Below are 25,938 nucleotides of genomic sequence, written 5' to 3'. Positions count from 1 at the left end.
AACAACCACGTTTCTAATTTAATCCAGTTCACCCCTTTCGCATTTTTACAATAATAAAATAGTATTTATGCAATATTAATTATGGAATTTTTATATTGATTACTCCTAGATAGATGATGATTACTAAAATTGAATATGTTGAAAATTGGCGTTACTTATATTATTGGAATTAATAAAAATGTATTGCAAATACATAAATGGTAAGCGGTTTCATTATAGAAAGTATGCCTGAATATACGTAATTACCATTACAACCGCAACTAAAAATAGACTATGTTTAATTGTAAATCTTAATAAATTACCTTCTTTGCCAACCATACCAGTGGCAGCCGTCGCAATGGCTATTGATTGTGGAGAAATCATTTTCCCCGTCACACCGCCACTTGAGTTTGCCGCAACTAGCAATGTAGGATCAAGACCCATTTGGGAACCGGTAATCTTTTGTAGATTGCCGAACAATGCGTTCGAGGAAGCATCTGAACCAGTTAAAAATACACCAATCCACCCTAATAGTGGAGCAAAAAGCGGGAATAGTTTTCCAGTTTGTGCAAGTCCTAGACCAAGAGTGGCACTCATACCTGAATAATTAACAAGGTATGCCAATCCCAATACGGAAGCAATCATTGTTAATGGTATACGTAATTCCTTCAACGTTTCTACAAATGAAATTCCCCAAGTTTTCCAAGATATTTTTAAGATAAATTTACTGATTACTGCTGTGATCATAATAGCCGATCCTGCAGCTCCTAAGATATCAAATTTGAAAATTGCAGTATAAGGCGTTAGATGATCAACTATTGGTTTTGCCTTTAAGATAGCATTGTTTAAGCCAGGTACAGGAATTTCAATAGTTGCCAAATTTAAAATATTCTTTACGAAATCAATAGCTCCCCAGCCAGCAACTAAAATAATCAATATTATAAATGGTGACCAAGCAGTTAATATTTGTATTAAAGTATACCCAGGTACTGTTTCTATTGTTGCTGCCTCTTCTATTGCCACTTCATTATTTTTATTGATTAATTGATGACCTTGAACTAAATTATCATCTTTAAAACGGTATATGCTTTTAGGTTTCCACACTTTTAAAAATAATGCCAAACAAACAAGGCTGACAATCGAAGAAGCGATGTTTGGAAGCTGTGGACCAAGGTAATGTGAGGTTATAAATTGTGTAATTGCAAAAGATATCCCACAAATAAGAATGGCAGGTAATACTTCAATAGTCTTTTTCCATCCCGCCATAATAAATATCAACCAGAATGGAATGAAAATTGAAAGCAGAAGAAGCTGATCACCTGCCGCAACACCGACTTTTTCAGGACTTAATCCTGAAACCTGGGCTGCGGTAAGAATAGGTGCACCTAATGAGCCAAAGGCAACAGGTGCAGTATTAGCAATTAAACAAAGACCTGCCGCATAAAATGGATTAAATCCAAGGCCGGCAAGAAGTGCTCCTGCAATTGCAACGGGTGCACCGAAGCCAGCTGCACCTTCTAAAAAGGCTCCAAATGAAAAAGCAATTAATAAAGCTTGAAGGCGTCGATCCTCTGTTAAAGAGGCAATTGAATTTTTCATAACTTCAAACTTACCTGACTTTAATGTTAATTTGTACAGAAAAACGGCGGCAACAATAACATACCCAATTGGCCATAGACCATTTGCGGCACCATAAAAGGTTGATTCTATAGCGTTAAGAATAGGCATATGAAAGATAATTACTGCATCAATAATAGCAATCAATATTGTCCATAACGCAGCAATGTGACCTTTCATTTTTTTGATTGCTAACGTCCAAAAGAAAAAAAGAAGTGGAATTAGTGCGACGATAAAGGAAAAAAGCATATTTCCTAAAGGATTATAATTCTGTATCCAGTTCAAATTAAATACCTCCAAAGTTAGTTAGTGTTTTAAAGTACGAATAAATCTATTAAATTGTCCTCGCTTTTTCGACTGATGTTATGACGGAATTGCGCAAAGTACCGATTTCATCAATGACACACTCGATAATATCATCTTCTTTCAAAAATTCAGCACCGACAGGAGACCCGGTTAAAACAACATCTCCCGGAGATAGGGTCATCACGCGCGTAAGGTATGATAGCATTTGCCTAATATTTATGATCATTAATCCTGTTGAGCTGTCTTGTTTTTTCACACCATTTAGAAATGATCGTACCCGGACAGAATCTGGATCCATTTCTGTTTCAATAACGGGTCCAAGTGGCGTAAATGTATCAAATGATTTTCCGACCATCCAATGGCCCTCCGAATGAAAATACTGTGGCGCCGTTACATCATTAGATACTGTATATCCAAACACGTAATCTAATATTTCATCTTCTGAAACATTTTTGGCTTTCTTTCCGATAACAACCGCCAGTTCCGATTCGAATTTAACCTCTGTAAGCGTACTGGGAATGACAATAGGAGTACCCGAACCGATTACTGAGCTTATTGGTTTAAAAAAGAAAACTGGAATGTCCGGAATGATTTCAGGTCGTTCTTCTATGGTTTCTACATAATTTAAACCGATTCCAATTATCTGGTTCGGTTCAAGAGGAGCTATGAATTGAACTTCAAGATCAGAAAACGTCTTGCCGGTAAACTGCCAGTCACTGAAAATATCACCATTAATTTCTTCAATTCTACCTTTCGATATAATCCCATAGCGAATTTTTTCCTCATTACTGAGTGTAAATCTAGCAAACTTCATAATTCTTTCTTCCCTTCTCTCGACTTATTTATTTAAATGATAATAACTTTGACAAGAAACAACCGTTTTCAACGTCGTCAAAAGCTATAACCACTATTTGAATATTTGGACTTCTATTTATTTAAAGGAGAATATTTTTGTGAAGGTTTTAATTCCTTGTTTCCCAATTGTAAATCATCCCCACCAATCCCCTGTGTTGCTTATTGTGTAACTGTGTTCCTATATTGGTCCAAAAAAATATTTCGCTTGCTTATATAGACTTTGTTGTTTATTACACAACGATGTTTCCTAATATTTTCATTTAAATGAATAATAACATTTGATATTTATTTTCGCAACACTTTTTAATCAATTTTCCAAATATTCAACTTAAAAAATTATAGAATGCACTTTTATAATAGGCTCTGTAAAAATTAAGGGAAACCCTATTTTTAAGGTTTCCTCTGTTCTTTTTTTTAAAATTAGCTCTTATTCATTTATTAGAATATCAGCAATAGCATACAATACAGCCGATCCGCTGATTTTCACTCTGTCTCCAAAAGATTTGCAGTATAGTGTCCCACCGCGATCGGAAAGCTGCCGTGCCACCATTTCATCCTTGCCAAGACGTTTTGCCCAAAATGGGATAAAATTACAATGCGCAGATCCGCACACAGGGTCTTCATTCACATTCAATTTCGGAAAAAAGCACCTGGAAACAAAATCATACTTTTTACTTTTTGCAGTAATTAGAACGCCCAAACCATCCGGTAAATCCTTTATTTTTGAAAAGTCAGGATTCGCATTTTGAACATCTTCTTCCTTCTCTAACACAAACATTAGATCTCTTCCTAGATAGGTTTCAGCGGGCTCTATTCCAATTGCTTCAACCATTTGTTCAGTTAATGCAATTTTTTCAGGCATTTTGCTGGGGAAGTCCATTTCATAAAGTTCATCCTTTTTTAATACAATAAGCTCCCCACTCATTGTCTGAAACTTAATTGCTTCTACATTTTCTTCATAGAAGTTGGCAATTACATAAGCAGTTGCTAAAGTTGCATGACCACAGAGGTCAATTTCTCCACCTGGAGTAAACCATCTCAACCGATAGCCGTCTTTTTCTTTTACAGCAAATGCTGTTTCAGAAAGATTATTTTCAATTGCAATTTTTCGCATCACTTCTTCAGGAAGCCATTCCTTCATAATACAAACCCCGGCCGGATTTCCTTCAAACAATTTTTCAGCAAATGCATCTACAATATAATATTTCATTATAGTAACCTCCTGATTCTATGGGGTTCCCCTATTAATACGCCCTCATATAAATCTAATGTTAACGATGAACAGTTTGGATAACAGCATGTCACTTTCTAGCTGACCAATCTCAATATCTGCAATTTTGCTGTTATTAGTCCTTCTATTCTTGCACCCTGATTTTTTTCGTTTCCATGTTTTCAGTATGTATAATAAGACACTAGCATCAATAGTAAAAGTCAGCAACATAGTTATTTTAAGAAAAACAGCACTCAAAGATTTTCGTGTTGGGTGCCTCCAAGTTTGGACCCTTATTTAAATTATGAAGAAAAAAAGGAAGCCCATCCCCTGCGTTAAAATGGCTTGCTTTTTCTATTTGTGATATTTCATTTCATACTTTTACTGTTGGGCGGCACAATATATACGAAAAGAAGTGATTTTTATTTATGAAAGGTTGATACCCGTTGATGGACAAAATCTTTCTCATTGTAATGATTATTGGATTTCCTGTATCGGTAATCGGCAGTTTGTTAAAATGGCCTGCTATCCTTATGTTCATTATTTATTGCTTAACTATCGTTACGTTGGCTTTCTTTATGAGTAAGGCGACAGAAAACGTCTCGATGATCGCGGGAGAACGGATCGGCGGCTTGCTAAACGCGACATTCGGGAACGCAGTTGAATTAATGATTGCAATTTTTTCATTACATGCCGGATTAATCCAGCTTGTGCTGGCATCGATATCAGGATCAGTAATTGGAAATTTACTTTTCAACGGTGGCCTCGCCTTTTTTATAGGGGGTATAAAACATAAACGATTGCAATTTAACGCCTATAACGCGAGACACAACTCTGTTTTATTGATTTTTGCTGTCATTGTCGCCTTTTTATTTCCAAAGTTCTTTTCTTATGAACTACATAGCAAGGATGTCTTAACCCTTACAGTAAGTTCTTCAGTAATATTAATTTTACTTTATCTTGCCGGCCTATATTTCAAGCTAGTCACTCACCGCGGTGTTTATCAAACTTCAGATGAGAAAAAAGCTGAAAAAGAAACGAAGGAACAACCGGAATGGGGATTGTGGCGGTCGTTGATCACGTTGATCGTGTTGACTTTAGCTGCTGCATACATCAGCGAAAACTTGGTCGATACATTTAAGACGGTTTCCAGAACGTTCGGATGGAGTGAAATCTTTATCGGTATCATCATTGTATCCATCGTCGGTAATGCAAGTGAATATGTCACCGCGATTATGATGGCGGTGAAGAACCGTGTCTCGACCACTGTAGAGATAGCAATTGGTTCGACATTACAAATCTCAATGTTCGTGGCGCCAATCCTCGTGCTGGTCTCGTTATTGTTCCCTGAACAAATGAAGCTGATATTTACCGTTCCGGAAATGATTGCGATGGTTTTAGCCGTATTATTGAACGTCATGATCATGAACGACGGAGATGCCAACTGGTTTGAGGGGGCAACGTTGGTAGCAGCTTACGTCATTATGGGTACCGGATTTTATCTCCTATGATATTTTTGTGAAAATGTAAATAAGGACTTGGCAGCAGCAACTACCAAACACCTTGAGCAGTTACAATCATAGAATTGGTGGTAACTAAGTAAAAAGTATGTTATTAAAAAGTAACCACTACCCCCTTATTTGGCTAGGGCACGTGGTTACTTTTTCTTTTAATGTGACTGCTATAACAGCAAATTATATCATTATGGTGTTTTGTGTTTAAATTAACTGTTTCTCCGCTTTAAGTGATTTGAAGGTTTCAACGACATTTTCCACCGTGAATCCGCTGACTCTGATTAATTCATCCGCGTTAGCACTCGCTCCAAAATGGTTGATTCCGATACTTGCTCCATTAAGTCCTACGTAACGTCCCCAGCATAATGTTGAACCCATTTCAACGGAGACTCTTTTTGTTACATCGTATGGCAAAACAGATTCTTTATATTCGGCCGATTGTTGTTCGAATAATTCCATACTTGGCATTGAAACGACCGATACATCTATACCTGAGCCAGCTAAAACCTTCTGTGCCTCCAATATAAGAGGAACTTCAGAACCGGAGGCAATCAGTATTCCTTCGGGTTTGTCCCCTTTCTGTTTGGATAGCACATAAGCGCCGCGGGCTACACCTTCACAAGCCAATTTATCTGTCCCTGTCAGGACAGGTAAATCTTGCCGTGATAAAGCTAAAAGTGTCGGATGTTCCCTGCTTTGAATCGCAAGTTTCCATGACTCTAATGCTTCATTCGGATCGCCAGGTCTTAACAAAACTACTCCAGGCATTGATCTGAAGCTGGTCAGATGTTCGATTGGCTGATGTGTCGGTCCATCCGGCCCCAGTGCGATTGAATCATGCGTAAAAATATACGTAACAGGGAGCTTTTGCAGTGCTGACAAACGAATTGCATTACGCATATAATCAGAAAAGACAAGGAATGTACTAGCGTAGACTTTGCTTCCACCATGCAGCGCGATCCCGTTTACAGCTGCTGCTTCGCCAAATTCACGAACGCCAAACCAGATATTTCGTCCTTCTGGAGTTTCCGGTTGGAAGATCTCTTCATCTTTTACATCTGTCCGATTTGAACCAAACAAATCCGCAGACCCGCCCCAAAAATAAGGGATATTCTTTGAAAGCTGCTGAATGATTTTATGGCTGGTCATTCTGCCGGCTTCAGAATCGCCTTTTTTGTAAGTTGGAAGACCCCTATCCCAATTTTCAGGTAATTCTCCCGTAACAGCTGTTTCGAATTCTTCAGCTAATCCCGGATATTTTTCTTTATAGGCCTTGAATAATTGAACCCAATTATCTTCAGCCTTTTTCCCTTTCTCAGCCGCTTCACTGAAACGATCATTTACTTCTTTTGGAACAGTAAACTCAGGATAGTTCCAGCCATACCTTTTCTTAGCTGATAATGCTCCTTCTTTGCCAAGGATATTGCCATGTACAAGGTTCGTTCCTTCATTCGGGGCGCCATAGCCGATTATGGTCTTAATTTCAATAATTGTAGGTTTCTCTGTCTGTGCTTTTGCACGGGTAATGGCATTGTCAATTTCCGCTAAATCATTGCCATCTTTCACAAACTCATAATTCCATCCATATGCTTCAAAGCGTTTCCTAGTATCATCGGTAAACGTATTTTTCGTCGGCCCGTCTAATGACACATCATTCGAATCATATAAAACAATTAATTTATTTAATTTTTGGTGTCCGGCAAGACTTGCCGCTTCATGGGAAATACCCTCCATCAAATCCCCGTCGCCTGAAAGTACAAATGTGTAATGGTCTATGACTGGAAAATCAGGTTTATTATATCTTGAGGCCATATTCTTTTCAGCCATCGCCATGCCAACTGCCATTCCGAGTCCTTGGCCGAGCGGTCCTGTGCTGGCATCCACACCGTCTGTTACCCCATATTCCGGATGACCAGGTGTATTGCTTTTATAAGTTTTAAAATTTTTGATGTCATCCATCGAAACCTTGGCGCCAACCAGGTGCAGCAAGCTGTATAACAGTGCCGATCCATGGCCGGCCGACAAAACAAACCTGTCCCGATTGATCCAATGGGTATCCTTTGGATTAAATTTCATTTGTTTAGCCCATAATACATAGCCCATCGGAGCCGCATCAAGCGGCAGCCCCGGATGCCCGGACTTTGCATTTTCAATCATATCAATGCTTAATGCCCGTATCGTTTTTACGCTTAGCTCATCTATGCTATCAAACATGAATTATCAGCTTCTTTCTTTCAGTTTTTTACTAAAGTAAAAGATTCATAACCCAACTTTCTAGCAAGCTATCATTTTTTAACAACAGTATCAGTATTTACCGGTTTCTTTTTGAATACGGTTAGAAGAAGCATGATGGCAAGAACTGCAAAAATACCTGTTGTAATCATTACAATACCGCCGGTAGTTCCTAATCCTCCCAGGAAGAGCCCTACAACACCATAATCCGTATCAGAGAACGTAGAATTAGCAAAACCAAGATTACCTAATACCGGCATCAAAGCAAGAGGCATAAAACTGATAACGATACCTTGTATAAATGAACCGAGTATCGCGCCCCGGCGCCCGCCAGTTGCATTGCCAAATACCCCGGCCGTTGCACCACAGAAAAAGTGCGGAACGACTCCTGGTAAAACGATGACCGTGTGAAAAGCAATCATAATGAACATGCTGACGATACCGCCGACAAAGCTTGAAAAGAAGCCGATTAGAACAGCATTTGGCGCATATGGAAAGACAATTGGACAGTCAAGGGCCGGTTTAGAATTTGGAACCAATTTTTCAGAAATACCTTTAAATGCGGGAATAATTTCCCCTAAAATCAAACGAACACCAGATAGGATAACAAACACACCAGCTGCAAAAGTACCTGCCATTTGGATGGCATAAATGATAAAGTTTGTGCCGTCGCTTAGTTTCGCCTCAATGTATCCTTTACCGGCAAAGATAGCCAGGATGACATAAATAATTCCCATCGTAATCGCTATTGCAACGGTTGAATCACGCAAGAAGGAAAGGCCTTTTGGAACTTTAAGATCCTCTGTTGAGCGGCTTTTATTGCCAAATAATTTGCCTATCACTGCTGAAATCATGTATCCAAAATTCCCAGTATGCCCCATTGCTATGTCATTTGTTCCGGTAACGCTTTTTATAAATGGCTGCAGGATAGCCGGTGACAATGCATTGGCCATACCGAGAATTAACCCGCCCAAAAGAATTAAAGGCACTGTTGTAAATCCGGATACAGACATAATGACAGCAATCATACAAGACATATATAATGTCGCGTACCCTGTTAAATAGATATATTTAAATCTGGTAAATCGTGCGATTAAAATATTAACAACCATACCAACCAGCATAATCAATGCTGTCGGTGTACCATATTTTGTGAGTGCAAGGGCTACAATTGCTTCATTATTTGGAACAACCCCTGTAACGGAAAAGGCATGTTTAAACATTTCTCCAAAAGGTGTTAATGAACTTTGAACAATCCCCGCGCCGCCCGTCAAAACCAAAAATCCTACAAATGTCTTAATACCGCCTTGCAAAATGTTACTGATCGATTTCTTTTGGAGGATTAATCCTATAACCGCAATTAAAGCAACAAGAAGTGCCGGAGTACTTGCAATACCGATTAATACATTTAATAAATCTTTCATTTTCAATTCACCTCAATTCGACTGAATGATGAAGATGGTCAAAAAAGAAATCTCTTTGACCATATGTGTACCATAACCGCAGCTAACCCTTTTTGTTTCGGCTTAACGCGAATTATTTAGGCAGGCGTCCAGATTCCTGCAAATATTGAACGACTTTTTCTTTCAATTCATTTTTATCGATAATACTCTTTAATACGGTTACTTTTTCGTGTCCAAGTTTTTCGGTGGCGTCAGCTAAATCCTGGCCGACAAAGAAATGATCTGCAGAATCCGGCATTGCACTTCCCATATCAAAATGGGTTACTTCAATATCATCCTGATTGATGCCTAATTGATCTAAGATCGATTTAATATTCATTTCAATCATGAAACTGGAACCTAAACCAGACCCACATACAGCTGCTATTTTCATTGAACATTCTCCTCTTCTTCTATAATTGATAAAATTTCCTCTTTTGTCTTTGCATTCAATAATTGTTCAAGCTTTTCTTCCTTGCCAAGCAGTGTTGCCAATGAAGATAATGCTTTTAAGTGCGCCGTATTGTCGACGGCTGCTAAAGTAATAAATAATGTAACTGGATGTTCTTTATCGACTAAATTCACCGGCTTGTCCAGTTTCAGAAGTGACATCCCTAAGTGATTGACACCATTTTCCGGACGTGCATGCGCAAGGGCAGTTTCTTTGCCAATATTGATAAACGGCCCATGCTGATTGACGACATCTATCATGGCATCAATATATTCCTGGTCAATTTTCCCCTTTTGTAGAAGAGGGTCCGCACTCTTTTGGATTGCCTCTTTCCAATCCATTCCATCATTTTTCTCAACTCGGACCGTACTGCTTGTTAATAACTCACTCAACATTGGCTGATAGACCCCTCCTGTTCCAGTTTTTAAATTTGGTTTATTAAACAATTGGATTAAACCTTGTGTTAAACCGTTGAAGTCATTGATCTTTGCATAATCACTGACAACATCCAAAATAGATGAGACAAGTTCGTTTCGGTAAATATCAAATTGAACAAGATTTTTGGTCAGTATCTTTAAATCTTGATCATCCGGTATGGAATGTACCGTAATGACTTTTTTGCTTTTTTCAGGAATTTTAACCGTTGAAACGACCAAGTTCTCATGTATTTCTGTTTGTTTCAAATACTCCCTTTCTGTTATTGGTCCTTCAAAGCCTACAAATGGAAACAGCGACTGAAGCCTTTGTTTTAAAATATTTGAAGTTCCAATTCCGCTGCTGCAGACGATTAGCACCTTTTGAACGTTATCTGAAAGCCTGTTTCTTTTTTGTTTATCAATTTCTCCGCCAAAGTAGATAGATATTAATGAGATTTCGTCTTCACTGATAGAATGTTTACAAAATGCTTCAAAAGGCTGAATGGAGAATCTAGTAAATGAAAACACGTTGCCGTAATTTTTTTTGATTTCCTTTAACAGTCTGTTTTGATATTTCACCCCATAGCGCACCCGATAGTAACAAGCGAGAAGGTGAACATACAAATTCTTTTTTAGTTCTTCAATATTATCGAAATCGATACCGGATATTTGTTGAAAGCGTAAAATCACTTTTTTAACTATAGAATCCAATCCGGTAAACTTTTGCGGTGCATATTTGGACTCTAAACTTATAAACTTAATCTGGCTGCTCAAAAGAAGTGTTTCAATATAAAAGACTTCATTTTCATTTAATTCAGGATTTATATTAAAAAGCTTTAATAGCTGCGAAACCAAATCGTATTCAGGATAGCTCCGAAGAACATTTAATTCATATTCTTTTATACAATCAATCGTTTTTTTTCTTAATATCCGCTGAATGACAAACGGTAAGAAATTTGACAACGTGTTTATTGTGTCATCCGAAAAATGCTTTCCGGTTAACCTTTCCACATCTTCCAGCCATTTGCCGGTTACACAATTTATTCGATTTACAGTTTCACAATCAATGAAGCGTTGAAAGTATTCACTCCCTGTTATTTCCGCTAATAATTTTGAGTAATTGCCAATGAATTCATAAAACCACCAACGAATATCTTCTTCTTTGCCGCTTAACCAATAGCCATTATTGGGATCATTTAATAAGGAAAGGTTCGATTTTTCAATTATCTTTCTGGCACGATCAATATCGGAGATAACGGTATTTCTTGATACATTTTCAATTTCAGAAAGCCATTCCAGGGTTACTTTTTTATTGCTGATTAAGCTAAGCAGTATATCAATGTTACATCTTTCTTCTTTTGTATATTTAATCGGTGTTGTTTCTTCGATACTTGCCCCTGTCTCCAGTATTTTTTCTTTCGTGCATTTCTTAAGGTAGTAGCCTTCATTCCTAACATTCTGTATGGGTTCCAGTTGTTTCGAAAGTAAATCTTTATTCAGATCTTTGAAAATATAATAGAGCGTTCGCTTAGAAATCTTAAAGGTGCTTGATAAATCTTCAGCAGAAGTATATCCCTCTTGATGTGCCAAGTAATTTAAAATTATCCCCTTTTTAGAAGCACCTGCATTTTTCACTCCCAGTTTTCCTCCTCTCTATGGTTTTATCATATAACAATTGCTGTAATAAGAAAGCGCAATCATTGCAGAAGGGTATGTGCAAATTTGTGCCCCTTGATACTAAATTTCTTAAATATGCTAAGGAATTTCAAAGGTGGATTGTTTTTGCAGTTATATAAGCTTAGCGTGTAAGTCAAAAAATTAGTTTTCATCCAATAAAAATAGCCCTTCCCTTTTTAGTCGACCTTGAAAGGGAAAGGCATTTCCATTCCATAAGATGTTTGTTACAATTACCTTATTTTACATCCATTTGCCAGTTAATACTTCTGTTCGCTCCGTTGCTGGCGCAGGTGTTCTTGACAATATGTTTGTGGGGCCTCTGAATTCGCCTCTTCGTTTGGATTTAGGGCAAATTCGTATTTATTCCCCTTTAACTGATCTTTGTAGTATTCAATTTTACGATTCAATATATGCAAGTTTTGTTGCAAATCTTGAATCTCTTGTTCCACGAGAAGCTTACGATTTTCAAGTAAATCCAACCTTTCATGAATCGTTTCTTCACCCATTTCACGCCATTTGGTATATTGTTTTAGCTCCGTCATTGACATTCCTGAATTTTTCAAATGGAGCAAAAACTGAACCCATCCGATATCATCATCAGTAAATTCCCGTAAATTATTTTCATTCCGATGAGGAGTAAGTAACCCTTCCTTTTCATAGTATCTGAGTGTACTCGTTGATACACTGACAATTTTAGCAAATTCTCCAATTGAATAAGTCATGGTACCCACCTCGATTTGTGTATTTGTTTCTAATAATAAGATACACTACCCTTGCATTAAAGTGTACTTTAAGGTCTATACTTCATCTTGTAACAAACAAAGATTGTATGGAGGGAATGACTGAAATGGCAGAAAAACAAACAGCGGGACGAGACTTATTAGGAGAATTCGCGCCAAAATTTGCTGAACTTAACGATGATGTCTTATTCGGTGAAGTTTGGTCAAGAGAGAAAGAACTATCTCCCCGTGATCGCAGCATGATTACAATTTCTGCGTTAATTGCTGGAGGAAACTTTGAACAATTAACACCGCATCTTCAAAAAGCGAAAGCAAACGGATTAACAAAAGACGAAATTTCTGAAATCATTACTCATCTTGCGTTTTATGTAGGATGGCCAAAAGCTTGGTCAGCATTTAACATCGCAAAAGAAATCTATAAAGATTAAAAGAAAGCGGGGATTAAAAATGACAAAACATGAAGAAGTAAAAAATGGGGTTATTTTCCCAGTAGGAGAAAAAAATGAAGCATATGCAAAATTTTTTGTGGGACAAAGTTATCTTAAAACATTGATTGCTGATCCTAAAGTGAGTGTTGGTGTTGGGAATGTGACCTTTGAACCGGGATGCCGAAATAACTGGCATATCCATCGTGATGGATTTCAACTTCTATTAGTAACTGGTGGTGAAGGTTGGTACCAAGAAGAAGGAAAACCTGCTCAATTCTTAAAAGCTGGCGATGTTATTGTCACTCATGATGGTGTGAAACACTGGCATGGTGCAGCAAAAGATAGTTGGTTTGAACACATTGCAATCACTGCAGGTACGCCGGATTGGTTAGAACCCGTCGATGATGAATGGTATAATAAATTATAAAACTAACGCATCGAATCAAATGATTCGATGCGTTTTTTCCCATATGGGATATCACCAGCAAAACTCAAATTTACAACGTTGAGGTGATTTAAGTAAAAAAATAAACGGTTTTCACCACGGTAAGGGATTCATCCCATCTGACATGTATAATTATTTGTTATTGTACCTTTTTTTATGTCAGTTTGTACAATATTATTTTTTTATCGGATATTTATTTTTGATAAAATTTATCGTGTTATGACACAACAAATAGCGATTCTACCAAGACAATAAGTAAAATGAAATGGAGAGATATTTTATGCCTAGATTTATCATTGAAGATGATTTTTGGTCGTTATTCCCTCATGCAAAAATAGGCACCGTTATTTGCCAGGGTATTGATAATTCAATAAGGGACGTTGAAATCTACGAGAAGCTGCTGCAGGAGGCAGAGAAAGAAGCACATAAATTTCTCAGTCTGGAGGATTTCAGCAGTAATCCAGTCATATCCGTTTGGCGAGAAGCTTTTCAGAAATTTAAGACAAAGAAAGGGGCAAGGTGCTCCATTGAAGCTTTATTAAAAAGAGTGAAAAAAGGCAATCATATCGGAACAATAAACCCGCTAGATAATTTAACTTTTCACCAAGGAAATCTAGGTTGATATCCCCAAACGCCCTACCCATACCAAAAAAAAGTACAGCAACCTTTTATTCTTTAGGAGTCATAATATTGAAATTAGGGTCAATTTTATCTAGGGCTGCCAAGAATGACTCCCATTTATTTTTATCTCCTTGGATAATGGTAATGGAATGATTGATTAGATTATTTGTAGTTACAAGTTCGTATAATCGATCTTTCCACATCGTGACCGTTACCGCAGCACCATTTATTAGCTCACTTTTCAGGTATCTGAAGATTCCGCGTTTGATTTCTGTTGCGGCTTTTTCCTTTCGGTCAGGAATAACGAAGTTAATTTTATAGTCGAAATTTCCCGCCTTTATTCCATCAACCCTAATACTTAATAAATATAAGATATCTTTAAGGGGGATAACATCCAATACCTCATTTGTTATAGTCGAAATGGGAATAAGTGTTTTTCCAAAACGCAACTCTTGAGCGCCCATTAAATATTCATTTCTCCAAGGTCCAGATTCCGCAATATATCCTAATTGCTCTAAGGCATCAGCACATAAAAGCTTTGCTTTTTTATTGTTTGGATCGGAAAAGATCACTTGTTTGGTTACCTCTGCTACCCATTGATATTCACCATCTTGGTAAGATTTTTTTGCTTTTTCCAGAACAGTATCTTCTCCCCCCATATATTCTACGTATTTCCTTGCGGATTCCTCAGGGAGTAATTTATTTAAATCGATAGGATTTCCATTATACCAGCCCATATATTTTTGATAAACCGCCTTTGAGTTATGATTTACTGTTCCATAAAAGGAGCTGTTATACCATTCGTCGCTTAAGCTTTCTGGCAGTTTTATCATTCTTCCAACCTCTTCTAAAGTATAACCTTGATTGATCAATCGTAATGTTTGATCATTGATATATTGATACATGTCTCTTTGTTTTTCCATATAGTCGATACAATATTTATTTCCAAAGCGCGGCCAGTTGTGAACACCAAAAATACTGGTTAAACTATCACCAAATAAATCAATTGCTTGTTGCAAATAAGCTGCCCAAGCAACAGGATCTCTTACTTGAGCACCTCTTAAGGTATATATATTATGAAGTGTTGCCGTACAATTTTCCGCAATACACAATGACTTCTCACTCGGAAAATACATGTTCATTTCTGCAGGCGCTTCTGTGTTTGGAGTCAGTTGAAATTGGATTTTCATACCATCTATTATTTTTTCTACATATGGCTCGTGATCATTGGGTAAAATTTCTTGTACATTACGGATTAACGTCACTCTCCCTGTAGATACAGTTTTTCCGATTCCATCATCAATTTGTCCTTTGTTATCTCGAGGTAAGGGCTCCCCATACATATAAGCGCTGCGTCTGGACATGGCAACCCCCGCTGTAATATTTTCTTGGATAACGGATTTCATAAAATCTTTTGGAGCATAGACTTTCACTGTTTTTTCAGACTGCAGGATTCCTAATATTCCTCCATAATGATCCGTATGAGAATGAGAAAAAATGATCGCACTGATCGGGAAACTGCCAAAATACTCTTTTAATAATTGAAGCGCAGCCGCTGCAGTCTCTTGAGAAGTCAAACAATCAATCACAATCCAGCCGGTTTTTCCTTTAACTACACTAATATTTGCCAGATCAAAACCTCTTACCTGATATATATTTTCTGTTACCTTAAATAATCCAGAGTGAAGATTTAATTTACCTTGTTCCCATAACTTTGGGTGGACGGTATCTGGGGTTTGTTCTTGTAATAAAAATGAATATCTATTTAAATCCCAAACTGTTTGCGAGGTATTGTTTCGATAGATGACAGGTAAAGGGACATTAACCACGACGTTTTGACTAGCTAAATTTTGTTCTGTTTTTAATTTTCCCCAATTCATTTGTTGATAAAAGCCCTTATTGATTAAGCTAGTTTTACTCGTCGCCGGTTTTCTCAAGTTATCGTGATCCATGTTACGAATGTGTTTATTAAATTTCATAATAATACCTCCGTTTATTGGTACTATACTTTATGATCTGAGTAAAAATTATATGTAAATTTGATTGTTATCATGAAGCATCTTTCTAAAATACGAGACAGTTTTCAATAATATTCTCCTTTTTGTAATAAGATGTACAGTTGAAATTGTTCACAATACCATGTATAACACTATGGATAAGGCATTAACTTTAAATAAAATTCCCAAAAATCCTTCCCGCTGAGCGAGGAAAGATAAAGATATCACTATAAAATCCCTATAAGACAAATATACCCCTATAAGTCTGTAGATGAATATGGGTTAGGAATTAAATAAACCCCTTGATACCAGTGGTATCAAGGGGTTCACCTATTAATATGTGCTCATATATTGATCGCGTTCCCAAGGATTGACTTGAGTTCTAAACATATATGACGCTTTTAAAATCCTTTTAACTATATTAAATGCCCTGATATTGAATATTGCAGATGGATTGAGCCACTAATGCGTACTTTTGAGCCAGTCATTGCGGAAAAAAGAGCCACCCTCTGCGCCCTAGAGAGCCAGTACAGTATATAGAATAACCTCTTGTATAATAAAAGCTGCATGCATACAAGCATGACACTATTATACAGGAGGTTTTTTTATGGTTAATTACCGTAAGATCCTAGAGATGTATTTCGAAGGGGTCAGCCAAAGAACAATCAGTTCCAGCACTGGTCACTCAAGGAATTCAGTCTCTGAGGTCGTGCAAAGAGCTAAGAAACTTGGTGTGGAAAGCTTGAGCGATACCATGACCAATTCATGGCTGGAGACGTTTCTCTTTCCAGAGAAACAAGCTATTGAGAAAGGCTATTTTCCAATTGATTGGGAAGAAGTGCATAAGGAATTACAAAAAAAGAATGTTACCTTGTCCTTACTGCATCATGAATATACCACAGTAGCACGTGAGGGTGGGAAGATTCCTTATGCCTATCGAACTTTTTGTGAGAAGTATGGGAAATACGCGAAGAAATATAAATTAACAATGCCAATTCGCAGAAAACCTGGTGAAATCATGGAGGTGGATTGGACTGGTTCTACACTGCATATTATAGATCGATCAACAGGTGAAACAATCCCAGCGTATGTTTTTATTGCGACATTACCTTACAGTCAATTAAGTTACGTGGAAGCATTTTTAGATATGAAATCGCCTAATTGGCTTATCGCTCATATCCATGCATTCGAATACTTTGACGGAGTTCCCGAAACCTTGGTTCCGGATAATTTAAAAACAGGGGTTACAAAAGTTCTTCGAGGTGAACCTCTTCTCAATGAAGCCTATCGTGAGCTGGCAGATTATTATCGTACAGTCATTGTTCCAAGCCGAGTCCGGAAACCGAAAGATAAGCCAAGTGTCGAAGGAACTGTGGGCTACATTTCACGACAGATTATCGCTTCGTTAAGAAATTATCAATGTTTTCATATTGATGATTTAAATGAGCGAATCCTTGAAAAGCTAGAGGAAATCAATACGATTGATTTTCAAAAACGTCCTGGTTCACGTAAAAAGGTGTTTGAGGAAGAAGAGAAATCCCACCTTCAACAGCTTCCCCAAACACGTTACAAACTTGCGGAATGGAAAACAGCAAAAGTTCAACTGAACTACCACATCCAAGTTGAACGAATGTATTATTCCGTTCCATATGACTACGTCCGTGAACAAGTCGATGTTCGACTGACTACGGATCTAATTGAAGTTTACTTCAAAGAAACACGAATTGCATCCCATAAACGATTAAATGGAGAAGTCGGTCAGTTTTCAACAAACGTGGATCACATGCCTGATAACCACCGGTTATATCTAGAACATAACCCTGAAAATAACCGAAAATGGGCAGAAACGATTGGGCCTTCTATGGTTCAGTTTGTTTCTTATATCCTTGAAGTGAATGCGGAAAAGAAAGCATTAAGTATGCTTAGTACACTAAGAAACTTATCAACAAAATATACAAATAAGGAACTTGAGAAAGCAACACACACATTACTGGAAATATCAACAAATCCCACGATTTCCGTTTTAAAGGGCGTATTAGATAGGAGTAAAAAGCGTAAGCAAAAATCGAATATTGATAGCCAGAAAAATAATAACAATGATCATGGGTTTACCCGTGGTGCTGAATACTTTGGAGGGAACAAAAAATGATTAACCAAGAAACCTTACGCAAACTAACCGAAATGAAAATGGGTGCAATGGCAGAATTATATCAGCAACAAAGTCAGAATAGAGATCATCATGACATGGATTTCGATGATCGGTTTTAATCTTTTGGTAGATTATGAATATGACCGCCGAAAATCAAATAGACTAGCACGATTAATTAAACAAGCAACTTTTGATGAACCGACGGCAGCTATTGAAGACATAGAATATCATCCTGATCGCAACTTGGACAAAAATTTAATACTAAAGTTAGCGACAGGCAACTATATTCAAAATCACCATAACATTATTTTAATGGGGGCTTCAGGTAACGGGAAAACCTGGATATCTAACGCTTTTGGGGTTCATGCGTGCCGTCAATTTTACAAAGTAAAGTATATTAGATTGCCAGAATTACTTGATGAATTAGCTGTAGCAAAGTATGAAGCTGACGGTAGCTTCCGCAAACTCATTCATAAATATAAAAAAATTGATCTTTTAATACTTGATGAATGGTTATTAACTGAGCTTTCAGAAGAAAAGGCACTTCATGTCCTGGAAATTATTGAGGCGAGACTAAAGAGAGCATCCACTATATTCTGTTCTCAATTTTCCCCGGAAGGCTGGCATTCGAAGTTAGGACAAGCACAGGTAGCTGATGCGATTCTCGACCGTATTGTTCATGATTCCTATAAACTTCTAATTGATGGTGAAGTATCAATGAGAAAACGTCATGGTTTGGTGGTCGGCAGATGATCCCAACAGAAGTTGAAAACCGTGTAGCAAGATATTTCTTTCATAGATATTTACCGGATGAAGTGATGATGAAAATAGTAGATAGATTACTAACTTCTTGTGTATGGAACGAGGAAGATGATTTAGATTTTGATGAACTTGTCCGTTGGGCAATTGAGATTATTGACGAGCAATTAGAAGATAGACGATTTAGATAGAATCAGCAGCCATTGGAATTAGGATAAAACTGTTTCAATGGCTGTGTGTTTTTCTCCTTTAATAACCAGTGGCTCTCTTCCCCGCATTCACTGGCCCTGTTGCCCGCAAACAGTGGCTCAAAACTCCGCACAGCTGGCTCATTCTGTCCGCAATACTCAGATATTGGACATTTATGATTTTACTTTTTTCAAAATGGATTATACTATTTTAAATAAAAGGGGCAAATTGGGGGCAACTTTGGGGGCATAAATTGGGGCCGATTATTAATGGCTCCATTTTTTATAAATCTGAACCTTCCTAAACCCCACTAATATACTTAAAGTAATGTTAGAAATGATATCATTCTGACCTCCAGCTAAGGGGAATATCACTAAATTTTACATTGTTACCGATTGTTAAAGTCCTTGATTTTTCAAGGGTTCTATTCTTGGCGATATTCTCAATAAATCTTAATTTACTAAGCAAAATTTTGATTCCGTCCCCAGTTCGTCCCCAACTTTGGATTCCGTTTTTATTTATTATTTTCAATAATATGTACTCAAAGTTCCTCCACAGTTCATCAAGTCCTGCTCTAACCATTTTTACATCACCGAGTATTCATTTCCATCTAAAACAACTATGGACTGCAAGTCTTTTAAAGTGGTGATATGTGTGAATTGTACAGGAACAAAAAACCGATTCCCTAGAAAAAGTAGAATCGATCTTGTAATTAAAAACTTTTTTGCTTTTTATTTCTCCATCGAATACCGATCAAGTAGTTTTCTACGATGAGATTGAAAAATATCTTCGAGTGGTATTTCATACTTATTTGCAATGACAACAATATTTCCTAAAACATCTCCTAATTCTTCAACTAATTCCTGTTTTAGTTCATCGGATGTTTCTGTTTTTTCATCTGGCCTATCTCGACCGATTTCTAATGCTCTTATAGCTCTTGATACTTCCCCGGTTTCTTCAGCTAGAAATCCAATCCGAATAAATATATCTAAATCTGACCACCCTCTTCCTTCATAATAGTTTTTTACCCATTGTTGAAATTCATTTAAATTCATTTTTACTCCACCTTCTATTTTAAGGTTTCTTCACTGATTCTATTTAAACATATTTAGTTTAACAAAGTATCGATAATTCTATATAATTTAAAATGGCAATATATTTAGGAGGGATAGTTTGAAAAGGATAACTGTATTCTGTGGATCTAGTAATGGTGCATCTGATATTTATATAGAGGGTGCAAAAGCATTTGGCAAAGAACTTGTTAAACGAAATATTGCACTTGTATATGGCGGCGCAAGCGTAGGCGTTATGGGTGCAGTTGCGGACTCAGTTTTAAAAGAAGGCGGAGAAGTTATTGGCGTTATGCCAAGCTTTCTAGAGAAAAGAGAGATTTCACACAAGAATTTATCCGAAATCATTATTGTAGATTCAATGCATGAAAGAAAAGCTAAAATGGCAGAATTGGCTGATGGATTTATAGCTTTACCGGGAGGCCCGGGAACATTAGAGGAATTCTTTGAAATTTTTACATGGGCTCAACTAGGACTTCATCAAAAACCATGTGGATTTTTAAATATTAATCATTATTATGATCCACTTGTTGCCTTATTCAATCACATGACAAATGAACAGTTTCTTCATGAAAAATATCGTTCTATGGCGCTTATTGATACAGAGCCAAGTGGTCTACTTGATCAATTTAACAACTATGAACCACCGTCGATTAAAACTTACATTAATGAAAAACAGACTTGATACATCAAAATAACTATGATTAATTATCATCGACTGTTTTAAATTAAACTTATTTTCTTCAATTCTTACGAATTGTTAATTATTTTTATTTAGTTGGCAAATGTGTCGTTATTAATACAACAAAACCGATTCCCTAAAATAATTGGAGAATCGGTTACTTTTTAAAACATTAGTTTGAAATTAAATTTTCATCTACATTCCACTCAAACCATCTCCCGTGACCATCAGTTTCACCAATTGTATGATTGTATTCAACACCATTAATGAAAGAATCAATGTGAAGTTTTCTATCCCACATATTATTATAAATATGAAAAACATCTCTTTTACTGCCGATTTTCTTTAATTTTTCTATAAGTTCATATTTCAAACTTTCTGGTATTTGATTGGCAACGTGGGTATGAAAAACAATAATAGCAGTATCTTTAGGGGATTTTTCTACAACGTCTGTTAATAAGGTTACTCCGTCTCCTTCAATTAGGTCTACGGGATTTTCCCTAAATACTTTGGCTGCCCTCTCAAACAAGTCTAATCTTTCTTTATGTTCTGGCCAAATTAGTGATTTCAGCCATAGATAATCCTCGGAATTTCTTAGGTCGCTTATATGTAGATCTAATCCAACTTTTGATGCAACTGGAGGATATTTATAGAGAAATGAAGGAGCATTATGGCCTTTTATTTTAGAATTTATAAGAACACTTGAATTCCTATCTCCATAAATTTTGTTAGTTCCATAAGAATAGCTATACTTATCCCATAAAAGTTGAAGCCCTGCACTTGTTCCGATTTCAATAAGTGATAAAGGTTTTTTTACCTTACTATATATCAAGCAAAAAATTGGATATAGATAAGCACAACGTCTAACTTCATTTGTTTGTACAATCTTACTTTTAAGAATGGATACTATCTCATCTCTATAAATGTTACAAAAATCCTTAAAGTGAACAAAAGAACCCTCCATGTTTTTTGGTTCTTTAGCGATACTTGGATAATATTCTTTTAAAGTATGTTCTTTTCCCTTTAATAAAAGATAATGAACTGCACCTAATAATAAATTAGGAACCGGTTGACCATTTTGAGCTTCCGAACACAGTTCGATAATTTCACCATCTTCTGAAATTTCCAGAGACAAAAATTCATAAAAGTCGCTTGATCCTTTGCATTCCAGTTTAGCAAAGTTCTTAAATCGTGAAGCTACTTGTGTTTTATCCATAACGGCTCCTTATCTTTTTTTATTTTACACTTTTTCATTGCTTTGTATTAATTTGAATAATAATCAACTAGTTTAAATTTTCTATGTTGGTTGTCATAACCCTTTTTAATAAAAAAGTAAAAAACCGATCCTCTAAAAATTGAGATTGGTTTCTTTATTAAACATCATCCACAAGAAACTGAATATACGTTAACATCTTGACTATCTAATACAATTTTTTTCTCTAAATGCATACCTATTTTATTTGCTACCTTTCGGGATGCTAAATTTTCAGGTTGAATAAGTGCAATAAATCTTTTTATATCGAGGCTTTTGGTTCCATAATCTTTAAGCGATCGTGCTGCTTCTGTAGCATATCCTTTCCCCCAATATTTTCGGGAAATCCAATATCCTATTTCTATTTCTTCTTTATCATTAATTGTTTGGGGAACTAGACCTGCATGCCCAATGGGGGTATCGTCTTCTATCCGTGTTAGAACCATCAGTCCCATATCTTTACCGAATTTGTATGTACTATATATCCAGTCTAAAAATTTTTCCCCACCATTTTTATCTCTTGTCTTTCCATTTCCAATAAACCGTACCATTTCAGGATCTGATAACAAAGACATAAGAAAATCAAAATCATCATCATTGTATGATCGAAATAACAATCTTTCCGAGGCTATTAACATTATAAGCTTCCTTTCACATTACTGTAATTGTCTTAATTTTAATTCTAAATACTTCTAAAGTTTAAGAAAAATATACTTTCTTTTCAATAAAACTATGGTCTGATTAACATATCGTCATTATAAGAAGATAAAACCAATTCCTTAAAAATGGAGATCGGTTGAATATTAGTCACCTATTACTTTACATTAATTTTTTCCTTTATTTTTTGGATAACAGTTTTATAAAATACTATTTGATGAGGTACAAATTTATCCCTTCCTACATTCTCATTAATCAAATTCTTGTTCCCATCTTTATTTATTTTAAATCCTTTTATTTTAACTGTCTTTCTTTCACCTAACCAAAGTTCAGCAAAATCATCAAACAAAACTTTTACTACTCCAGCAACTTCTTCCTTTTGAAGAGTAAAGTCATCAAAGGTTTTGTTACTTTTATATAAAAATACACTTGCTAACTCTTTATCTATAAAATTTTCCTTAATTACACAGTAATTAATTAACCCTAACGGTATTAATTCATCAAATGAAACATCAATTCCTACTTCTTCTTTTATTTCTCTTACACCATCTACAGCTGTTTCGTTTGCTAATAAATGCCCTGCAGCTGTAATATCCAAAAGGCTTGGATAGTCTTTTTTTGTATCACTTCGAAGTTGTAAATAAATATAATTTGTACCCTTTTCTTCACTAACAAACCAACAATGAAAGGCTTCATGCCAATAACCAATCCTATGTACCTCTTCTCGAGTGGCAACGCCTAATTGAGTTCTGTTTTCATCAAAAATCTTTAGCTGTTCATTTTCCATACGTTTTCCCCCAATGGAATGTGTAGGTTGTTCTTAAAAGTAACCTGTACTAAAACAAATAGAAATTAAGAATGATCCTATTATAAAACAAGAGAAAATGACACCTGATAACGCTTATGCCAATTTTTTATCCAGCTTCATCTTTTTCAACCAAAATCAAGTAAACAACATTCAATAATAACAGTCAAAATTATTATGGCAATTGTAAGGTAACTCATAGAAGTTTTCCCCCTTGGGAAGTGAAAGCTTACTTATTGATTAATCTTCCTTCACAAATAACAACCGTTAATATTTTACCATAAATTACATAACGATAATTGATTTCCCAAGTTAAATATTTAAAATTTGAGTTTAGGAATTGGCATAAAGCAATATTCTCTTATACAGCTATTCTCACCTGCTTACATAACCCTTATTATAAGAACAAAAATCGATTTTCTAATATAGAGAATCGGTTTCATTGTTAGATACAATAGGCCTAGTTAAGGAGGTTTATAAATTATCTTTTAGTTTATTTTCCCACCAGAAATAATGTGCCAATGCAGGTGTTTAGAGTCCTGATATCTACCCAAATTAGTGAGTACTCTACATGCTCCGTACTCTGATTCTACTTTTTTAGCGAGCAATTTTACAACTTCCATCAATTCGAAAAAAAGATCTTTATCGTTATCATCCAAGTTTGTGAATGATGGAATATGTTTTTTTGGGATGGCTACTATGTGTACTCTATAAAATGGACGAGTATGATAGAATGCCAAAGCATTTTTAGTTTCGTAGATTTTTTCAACTTTTGTATTATCACTTAATACTTCTTCACAATAAAAATCTTCAGTCATTTTAAAGCCTCCAGTAAAATAAAACTTATATTCAAAGATACGCAGGTATCACAATAGATTGTTATAAGAACGATAAAATGGTTTTTGTATTAATTATTCACTTAGTTAATTAAAAATGTCTTACTTTGAATCAATTAACTGTTCGTGTAAAATTAAATTGTTAGAATACTAAAATTTCGGTTGTTTAAGGAGGGATTACATTGCAGCAATTAAAAGAACAGCACATTAAATTAAATGACGTAAATATTTTTGTTAAAACGATGGGGCACGGTGAACCCTTGATTTTTTTACATGGTGGTCCAGGTGATGAACATAAATATTTTTTGCCACATGTTGAACCTCTTTCAAATGATTTTACTCTTATATTTTATGACCAATCTGGTTGCGGACAGTCTGGTACCTCTGAAAATTATTCAATGGAACAGGAAATAGAAATCTTAGAAGCTTTACGGCAAAAATTAGGAATCCAAAAAATGAACGTCTTGGGTCAATCTTGGGGAACAATTTTAGGGCTTTTATATGCAACGACCTATCCCGATCATGTAAATAAATTGATGCTAGTGTCTGCTGTAGGAGCAACTGGCGAAGGTTTTAAGGCATTTAGTAAAGAATTAAGGGATAGATTGTCTAATTATGATAGTAATCAACTTAAGAAACTTGAAGAAAATTATAACGAACGGTTAAAAAGTGATCCTGATCAATTAATAAAAGAATTTACCCAGATTACAGACCCATACTATGTACATAATATTGAAAATTTGAAAAGGAAAATAGATACCAAAATAAACGTAAAGGTTAATTCAATTTTAAGTGAGGAAATACTTAAAAACTATGATGTTCGGAAATACCTTTCCCTGCTTAAGGAAATACCTATTTTAATTCTACAGGGTAATGACGACCTATTCACACCAAAAATGGTGGAACAGAATTTATTGGAGTATTTACCTCATGCTGAATTTGTTGTTTTCCCATTTTCAGGGCATTGGCCTTTTCTAGAAGAAACTAAAGAATTCAATGACGTGACTAAACTTTTTTTTGAAGATAGTTGACATAACGGTTGTTATAAGATGACTTAAACCGATTCCCTAAATTAATGAAGATTCGGTTTATCTTTTATATTAACACCTGTCTTTAGTTGTCCTGTTCCTTTTTAAATAATTCATATTCTTTAGTAAATAGCTCTGTTTCCTCCAAGAATGGGTAATGATTACTTTTTTCAAAAATAACTAATTTTGAATTGGGTATGCTCTTAGCCATTTCAATAGAATAAGTTACTGGACACTGTACATCATATTTTCCACACATTATTAATGTAGGAGTTGAGATAAATTCTAACTTTCTAGTTACATCGTAAACTTGTAATTCCCGACTGAAATAATTCATTCGTATTGCCGACATTCCTTTGTTAATGTCCAATGAAAAAAGTTCACCATATTTTTCTGGTTCATACAAAGATAATTTTGTCCTTTCAGCCTTTAATTTATTTCTTTTTTCTAATGGTTGATTACGGCCACTTGATTTTACCACCCTTGCCAAGTTATTTACCACGGCTTGCCAAAGAATTTACCACCCTTCGCCAACGTATTTACCATTGAATATAAAAAGCCCTACAGATTAACGGTTTGCT

At 35.9% G+C, this 25,938-nt stretch carries 21 protein-coding genes and 3 pseudogenes; 9 read left to right on the top strand and 15 right to left on the bottom strand.

Translation table 11 applies throughout. The features are described 5' to 3' along the window. Positions 1-213 precede the first annotated feature (213 nt). From ACFQRG_RS10430 to ACFQRG_RS10420, 3 genes are all read right to left on the bottom strand, one after another. Positions 214-1,881 (bottom strand): L-lactate permease, encoded by a 1,668-nt coding sequence (locus ACFQRG_RS10430; RefSeq protein ID WP_380965856.1) that lies wholly within the window; start codon positions 1,879-1,881, stop codon positions 214-216. Positions 1,882-1,930: 49 nt separating this feature from the next. Next, positions 1,931-2,716 (bottom strand): fumarylacetoacetate hydrolase family protein, encoded by a 786-nt coding sequence (locus ACFQRG_RS10425; protein WP_380965855.1) that lies wholly within the window; start codon positions 2,714-2,716, stop codon positions 1,931-1,933. 468 nt (positions 2,717-3,184) lie between these two features. Beyond that, the gene (locus tag ACFQRG_RS10420; RefSeq protein WP_380965854.1) at positions 3,185-3,967 is read right to left on the bottom strand and encodes a PhzF family phenazine biosynthesis protein; all 783 of its coding nucleotides are present in this window, start codon (positions 3,965-3,967) and stop codon (positions 3,185-3,187) included. 449 nt (positions 3,968-4,416) lie between these two features. Between ACFQRG_RS10420 and cax the strand changes: the two genes are divergently transcribed. After that, positions 4,417-5,478, top strand: a complete 1,062-nt coding sequence (gene cax, locus ACFQRG_RS10415) for a calcium/proton exchanger (protein ID WP_380965853.1) — start codon at positions 4,417-4,419, stop codon at positions 5,476-5,478. A 207-nt stretch (positions 5,479-5,685) separates the two neighbouring features. On the opposite strand, the gene tkt is transcribed toward cax, so the two are convergent. From tkt to ACFQRG_RS10390, 5 genes and pseudogenes are all read right to left on the bottom strand, one after another. Next, positions 5,686-7,695 carry a transketolase gene (gene tkt, locus ACFQRG_RS10410; protein ID WP_380965852.1) on the bottom strand — a complete coding sequence of 670 codons (2,010 nt, stop codon included), beginning with the start codon at positions 7,693-7,695 and terminating at the stop codon, positions 5,686-5,688. Positions 7,696-7,766: 71 nt separating this feature from the next. After that, a complete protein-coding gene (locus ACFQRG_RS10405; protein WP_380965851.1) occupies positions 7,767-9,137 on the bottom strand; it encodes a PTS ascorbate transporter subunit IIC in 1,371 nt (456 codons plus the stop codon). Positions 9,138-9,249: 112 nt separating this feature from the next. Beyond that, positions 9,250-9,549, bottom strand: coding sequence for a PTS sugar transporter subunit IIB (locus ACFQRG_RS10400; RefSeq protein ID WP_380965850.1), 300 nt, complete (start codon positions 9,547-9,549; stop codon positions 9,250-9,252). Continuing rightward, positions 9,546-11,657: a BglG family transcription antiterminator gene (locus tag ACFQRG_RS10395; RefSeq protein WP_380965849.1), complete on the bottom strand. Its 2,112-nt coding sequence runs from the start codon at positions 11,655-11,657 to the stop codon at positions 9,546-9,548. Before ACFQRG_RS10395 ends, ACFQRG_RS10400 begins: the two co-directional genes overlap by 4 nt. Before the next feature lie 410 nt (positions 11,658-12,067). Beyond that, positions 12,068-12,421 (bottom strand): annotated as a pseudogene (locus tag ACFQRG_RS10390) (MerR family transcriptional regulator); the annotation flags it as partial. Positions 12,422-12,546: 125 nt separating this feature from the next. Here ACFQRG_RS10390 and ACFQRG_RS10385 point away from each other — a divergent pair. From ACFQRG_RS10385 to ACFQRG_RS10375, 3 genes and pseudogenes are all read left to right on the top strand, one after another. Further along, on the top strand, positions 12,547-12,867 hold the full coding sequence (locus tag ACFQRG_RS10385; RefSeq protein ID WP_380965847.1) for a carboxymuconolactone decarboxylase family protein: 321 nt from the start codon (positions 12,547-12,549) through the stop codon (positions 12,865-12,867). A 19-nt stretch (positions 12,868-12,886) separates the two neighbouring features. Then, on the top strand, positions 12,887-13,294 hold the full coding sequence (locus ACFQRG_RS10380) for a cupin domain-containing protein (protein ID WP_380965846.1): 408 nt from the start codon (positions 12,887-12,889) through the stop codon (positions 13,292-13,294). Positions 13,295-13,592: 298 nt separating this feature from the next. Beyond that, positions 13,593-13,898, top strand: a pseudogene (locus ACFQRG_RS10375) (B3/B4 domain-containing protein); the annotation flags it as partial. Positions 13,899-13,980: 82 nt separating this feature from the next. Here the strand turns inward: ACFQRG_RS10375 and ACFQRG_RS10370 are convergent. Then, complete coding sequence (locus ACFQRG_RS10370) at positions 13,981-15,912, bottom strand: alkyl/aryl-sulfatase (RefSeq protein ID WP_380965845.1); 1,932 nt, start codon at positions 15,910-15,912, stop codon at positions 13,981-13,983. 625 nt (positions 15,913-16,537) lie between these two features. Here ACFQRG_RS10370 and istA point away from each other — a divergent pair. From istA to ACFQRG_RS10355, 3 genes and pseudogenes are all read left to right on the top strand, one after another. Then, positions 16,538-18,079, top strand: a complete 1,542-nt coding sequence (gene istA, locus ACFQRG_RS10365; RefSeq protein ID WP_380965844.1) for an IS21 family transposase — start codon at positions 16,538-16,540, stop codon at positions 18,077-18,079. Continuing rightward, positions 18,076-18,832 (top strand): annotated as a pseudogene (istB, locus tag ACFQRG_RS10360) (IS21-like element helper ATPase IstB). The gene istA and the pseudogene istB overlap by 4 nt, the downstream one beginning before the upstream one ends. Then, entirely contained in the window at positions 18,829-19,029 is a 201-nt protein-coding gene (locus ACFQRG_RS10355; RefSeq protein WP_380965843.1) for a hypothetical protein, read from the top strand. Before istB ends, ACFQRG_RS10355 begins: the two are co-directional and overlap by 4 nt. A 729-nt stretch (positions 19,030-19,758) precedes the next feature. Here the strand turns inward: ACFQRG_RS10355 and ACFQRG_RS10350 are convergent. Then, entirely contained in the window at positions 19,759-20,082 is a 324-nt protein-coding gene (locus ACFQRG_RS10350; protein WP_380965842.1) for a MazG nucleotide pyrophosphohydrolase domain-containing protein, read from the bottom strand. Positions 20,083-20,200: 118 nt separating this feature from the next. Here ACFQRG_RS10350 and ACFQRG_RS10345 point away from each other — a divergent pair, with 118 nt between their 5' ends. Continuing rightward, positions 20,201-20,782 carry an LOG family protein gene (locus tag ACFQRG_RS10345; RefSeq protein WP_380965840.1) on the top strand — a complete coding sequence of 194 codons (582 nt, stop codon included), beginning with the start codon at positions 20,201-20,203 and terminating at the stop codon, positions 20,780-20,782. A 169-nt stretch (positions 20,783-20,951) separates the two neighbouring features. On the opposite strand, the gene ACFQRG_RS10340 is transcribed toward ACFQRG_RS10345, so the two are convergent. The 4 genes from ACFQRG_RS10340 to ACFQRG_RS10325 all read right to left on the bottom strand — a co-directional run bounded on the left by ACFQRG_RS10340 (position 20,952) and on the right by ACFQRG_RS10325 (position 24,311). Further along, complete coding sequence (locus tag ACFQRG_RS10340; RefSeq protein WP_380965839.1) at positions 20,952-21,995, bottom strand: DUF2332 domain-containing protein; 1,044 nt, start codon at positions 21,993-21,995, stop codon at positions 20,952-20,954. A gap of 164 nt (positions 21,996-22,159) precedes the next feature. Continuing rightward, complete coding sequence (locus tag ACFQRG_RS10335; RefSeq protein ID WP_380965838.1) at positions 22,160-22,669, bottom strand: GNAT family N-acetyltransferase; 510 nt, start codon at positions 22,667-22,669, stop codon at positions 22,160-22,162. A 176-nt stretch (positions 22,670-22,845) separates the two neighbouring features. Continuing rightward, complete coding sequence (locus tag ACFQRG_RS10330; protein ID WP_380965837.1) at positions 22,846-23,475, bottom strand: NUDIX hydrolase; 630 nt, start codon at positions 23,473-23,475, stop codon at positions 22,846-22,848. A 506-nt stretch (positions 23,476-23,981) separates the two neighbouring features. Further along, entirely contained in the window at positions 23,982-24,311 is a 330-nt protein-coding gene (locus ACFQRG_RS10325) for an HIT family protein (protein ID WP_380965836.1), read from the bottom strand. Between the two features lie 200 nt (positions 24,312-24,511). Between ACFQRG_RS10325 and ACFQRG_RS10320 the strand changes: the two genes are divergently transcribed. Then, a complete protein-coding gene (locus ACFQRG_RS10320) occupies positions 24,512-25,360 on the top strand; it encodes an alpha/beta fold hydrolase (RefSeq protein ID WP_380965835.1) in 849 nt (282 codons plus the stop codon). Positions 25,361-25,442: 82 nt separating this feature from the next. On the opposite strand, the gene ACFQRG_RS10315 is transcribed toward ACFQRG_RS10320, so the two are convergent. Then, positions 25,443-25,847 carry an alpha/beta fold hydrolase gene (locus tag ACFQRG_RS10315; RefSeq protein ID WP_380965834.1) on the bottom strand — a complete coding sequence of 135 codons (405 nt, stop codon included), beginning with the start codon at positions 25,845-25,847 and terminating at the stop codon, positions 25,443-25,445. Between the last annotated feature and the right edge of the window lie 91 nt (positions 25,848-25,938).

The organism is Scopulibacillus cellulosilyticus (genome assembly GCF_042665295.1).
GTDB lineage: Bacteria > Bacillota > Bacilli > Bacillales > Sporolactobacillaceae > Scopulibacillus_A > Scopulibacillus_A cellulosilyticus.
This window is presented reverse-complemented; position numbering and strand designations above follow the sequence as displayed.

What these genes read in the sequence shown, in the direction of transcription:
- ACFQRG_RS10425 (WP_380965855.1), bottom strand. Translation starts at nt 2,716, where the DNA reads ATGAAGTTTGCTAGATTTACACTCAGTAATGAGGAAAAAATTCGCTAT.
- ACFQRG_RS10420 (WP_380965854.1), bottom strand. Translation starts at nt 3,967, where the DNA reads ATGAAATATTATATTGTAGATGCATTTGCTGAAAAATTGTTTGAAGGA.
- cax (WP_380965853.1), top strand. Translation starts at nt 4,417, where the DNA reads ATGGACAAAATCTTTCTCATTGTAATGATTATTGGATTTCCTGTATCG.
- tkt (WP_380965852.1), bottom strand. Translation starts at nt 7,695, where the DNA reads ATGTTTGATAGCATAGATGAGCTAAGCGTAAAAACGATACGGGCATTA.
- ACFQRG_RS10405 (WP_380965851.1), bottom strand. Translation starts at nt 9,137, where the DNA reads ATGAAAGATTTATTAAATGTATTAATCGGTATTGCAAGTACTCCGGCA.
- ACFQRG_RS10400 (WP_380965850.1), bottom strand. Translation starts at nt 9,549, where the DNA reads ATGAAAATAGCAGCTGTATGTGGGTCTGGTTTAGGTTCCAGTTTCATG.
- ACFQRG_RS10385 (WP_380965847.1), top strand. Translation starts at nt 12,547, where the DNA reads ATGGCAGAAAAACAAACAGCGGGACGAGACTTATTAGGAGAATTCGCG.
- ACFQRG_RS10380 (WP_380965846.1), top strand. Translation starts at nt 12,887, where the DNA reads ATGACAAAACATGAAGAAGTAAAAAATGGGGTTATTTTCCCAGTAGGA.
- ACFQRG_RS10370 (WP_380965845.1), bottom strand. Translation starts at nt 15,912, where the DNA reads ATGAAATTTAATAAACACATTCGTAACATGGATCACGATAACTTGAGA.
- istA (WP_380965844.1), top strand. Translation starts at nt 16,538, where the DNA reads ATGGTTAATTACCGTAAGATCCTAGAGATGTATTTCGAAGGGGTCAGC.
- ACFQRG_RS10355 (WP_380965843.1), top strand. Translation starts at nt 18,829, where the DNA reads ATGATCCCAACAGAAGTTGAAAACCGTGTAGCAAGATATTTCTTTCAT.
- ACFQRG_RS10350 (WP_380965842.1), bottom strand. Translation starts at nt 20,082, where the DNA reads ATGAATTTAAATGAATTTCAACAATGGGTAAAAAACTATTATGAAGGA.
- ACFQRG_RS10340 (WP_380965839.1), bottom strand. Translation starts at nt 21,995, where the DNA reads ATGGATAAAACACAAGTAGCTTCACGATTTAAGAACTTTGCTAAACTG.
- ACFQRG_RS10335 (WP_380965838.1), bottom strand. Translation starts at nt 22,669, where the DNA reads ATGTTAATAGCCTCGGAAAGATTGTTATTTCGATCATACAATGATGAT.
- ACFQRG_RS10330 (WP_380965837.1), bottom strand. Translation starts at nt 23,475, where the DNA reads ATGGAAAATGAACAGCTAAAGATTTTTGATGAAAACAGAACTCAATTA.
- ACFQRG_RS10325 (WP_380965836.1), bottom strand. Translation starts at nt 24,311, where the DNA reads ATGACTGAAGATTTTTATTGTGAAGAAGTATTAAGTGATAATACAAAA.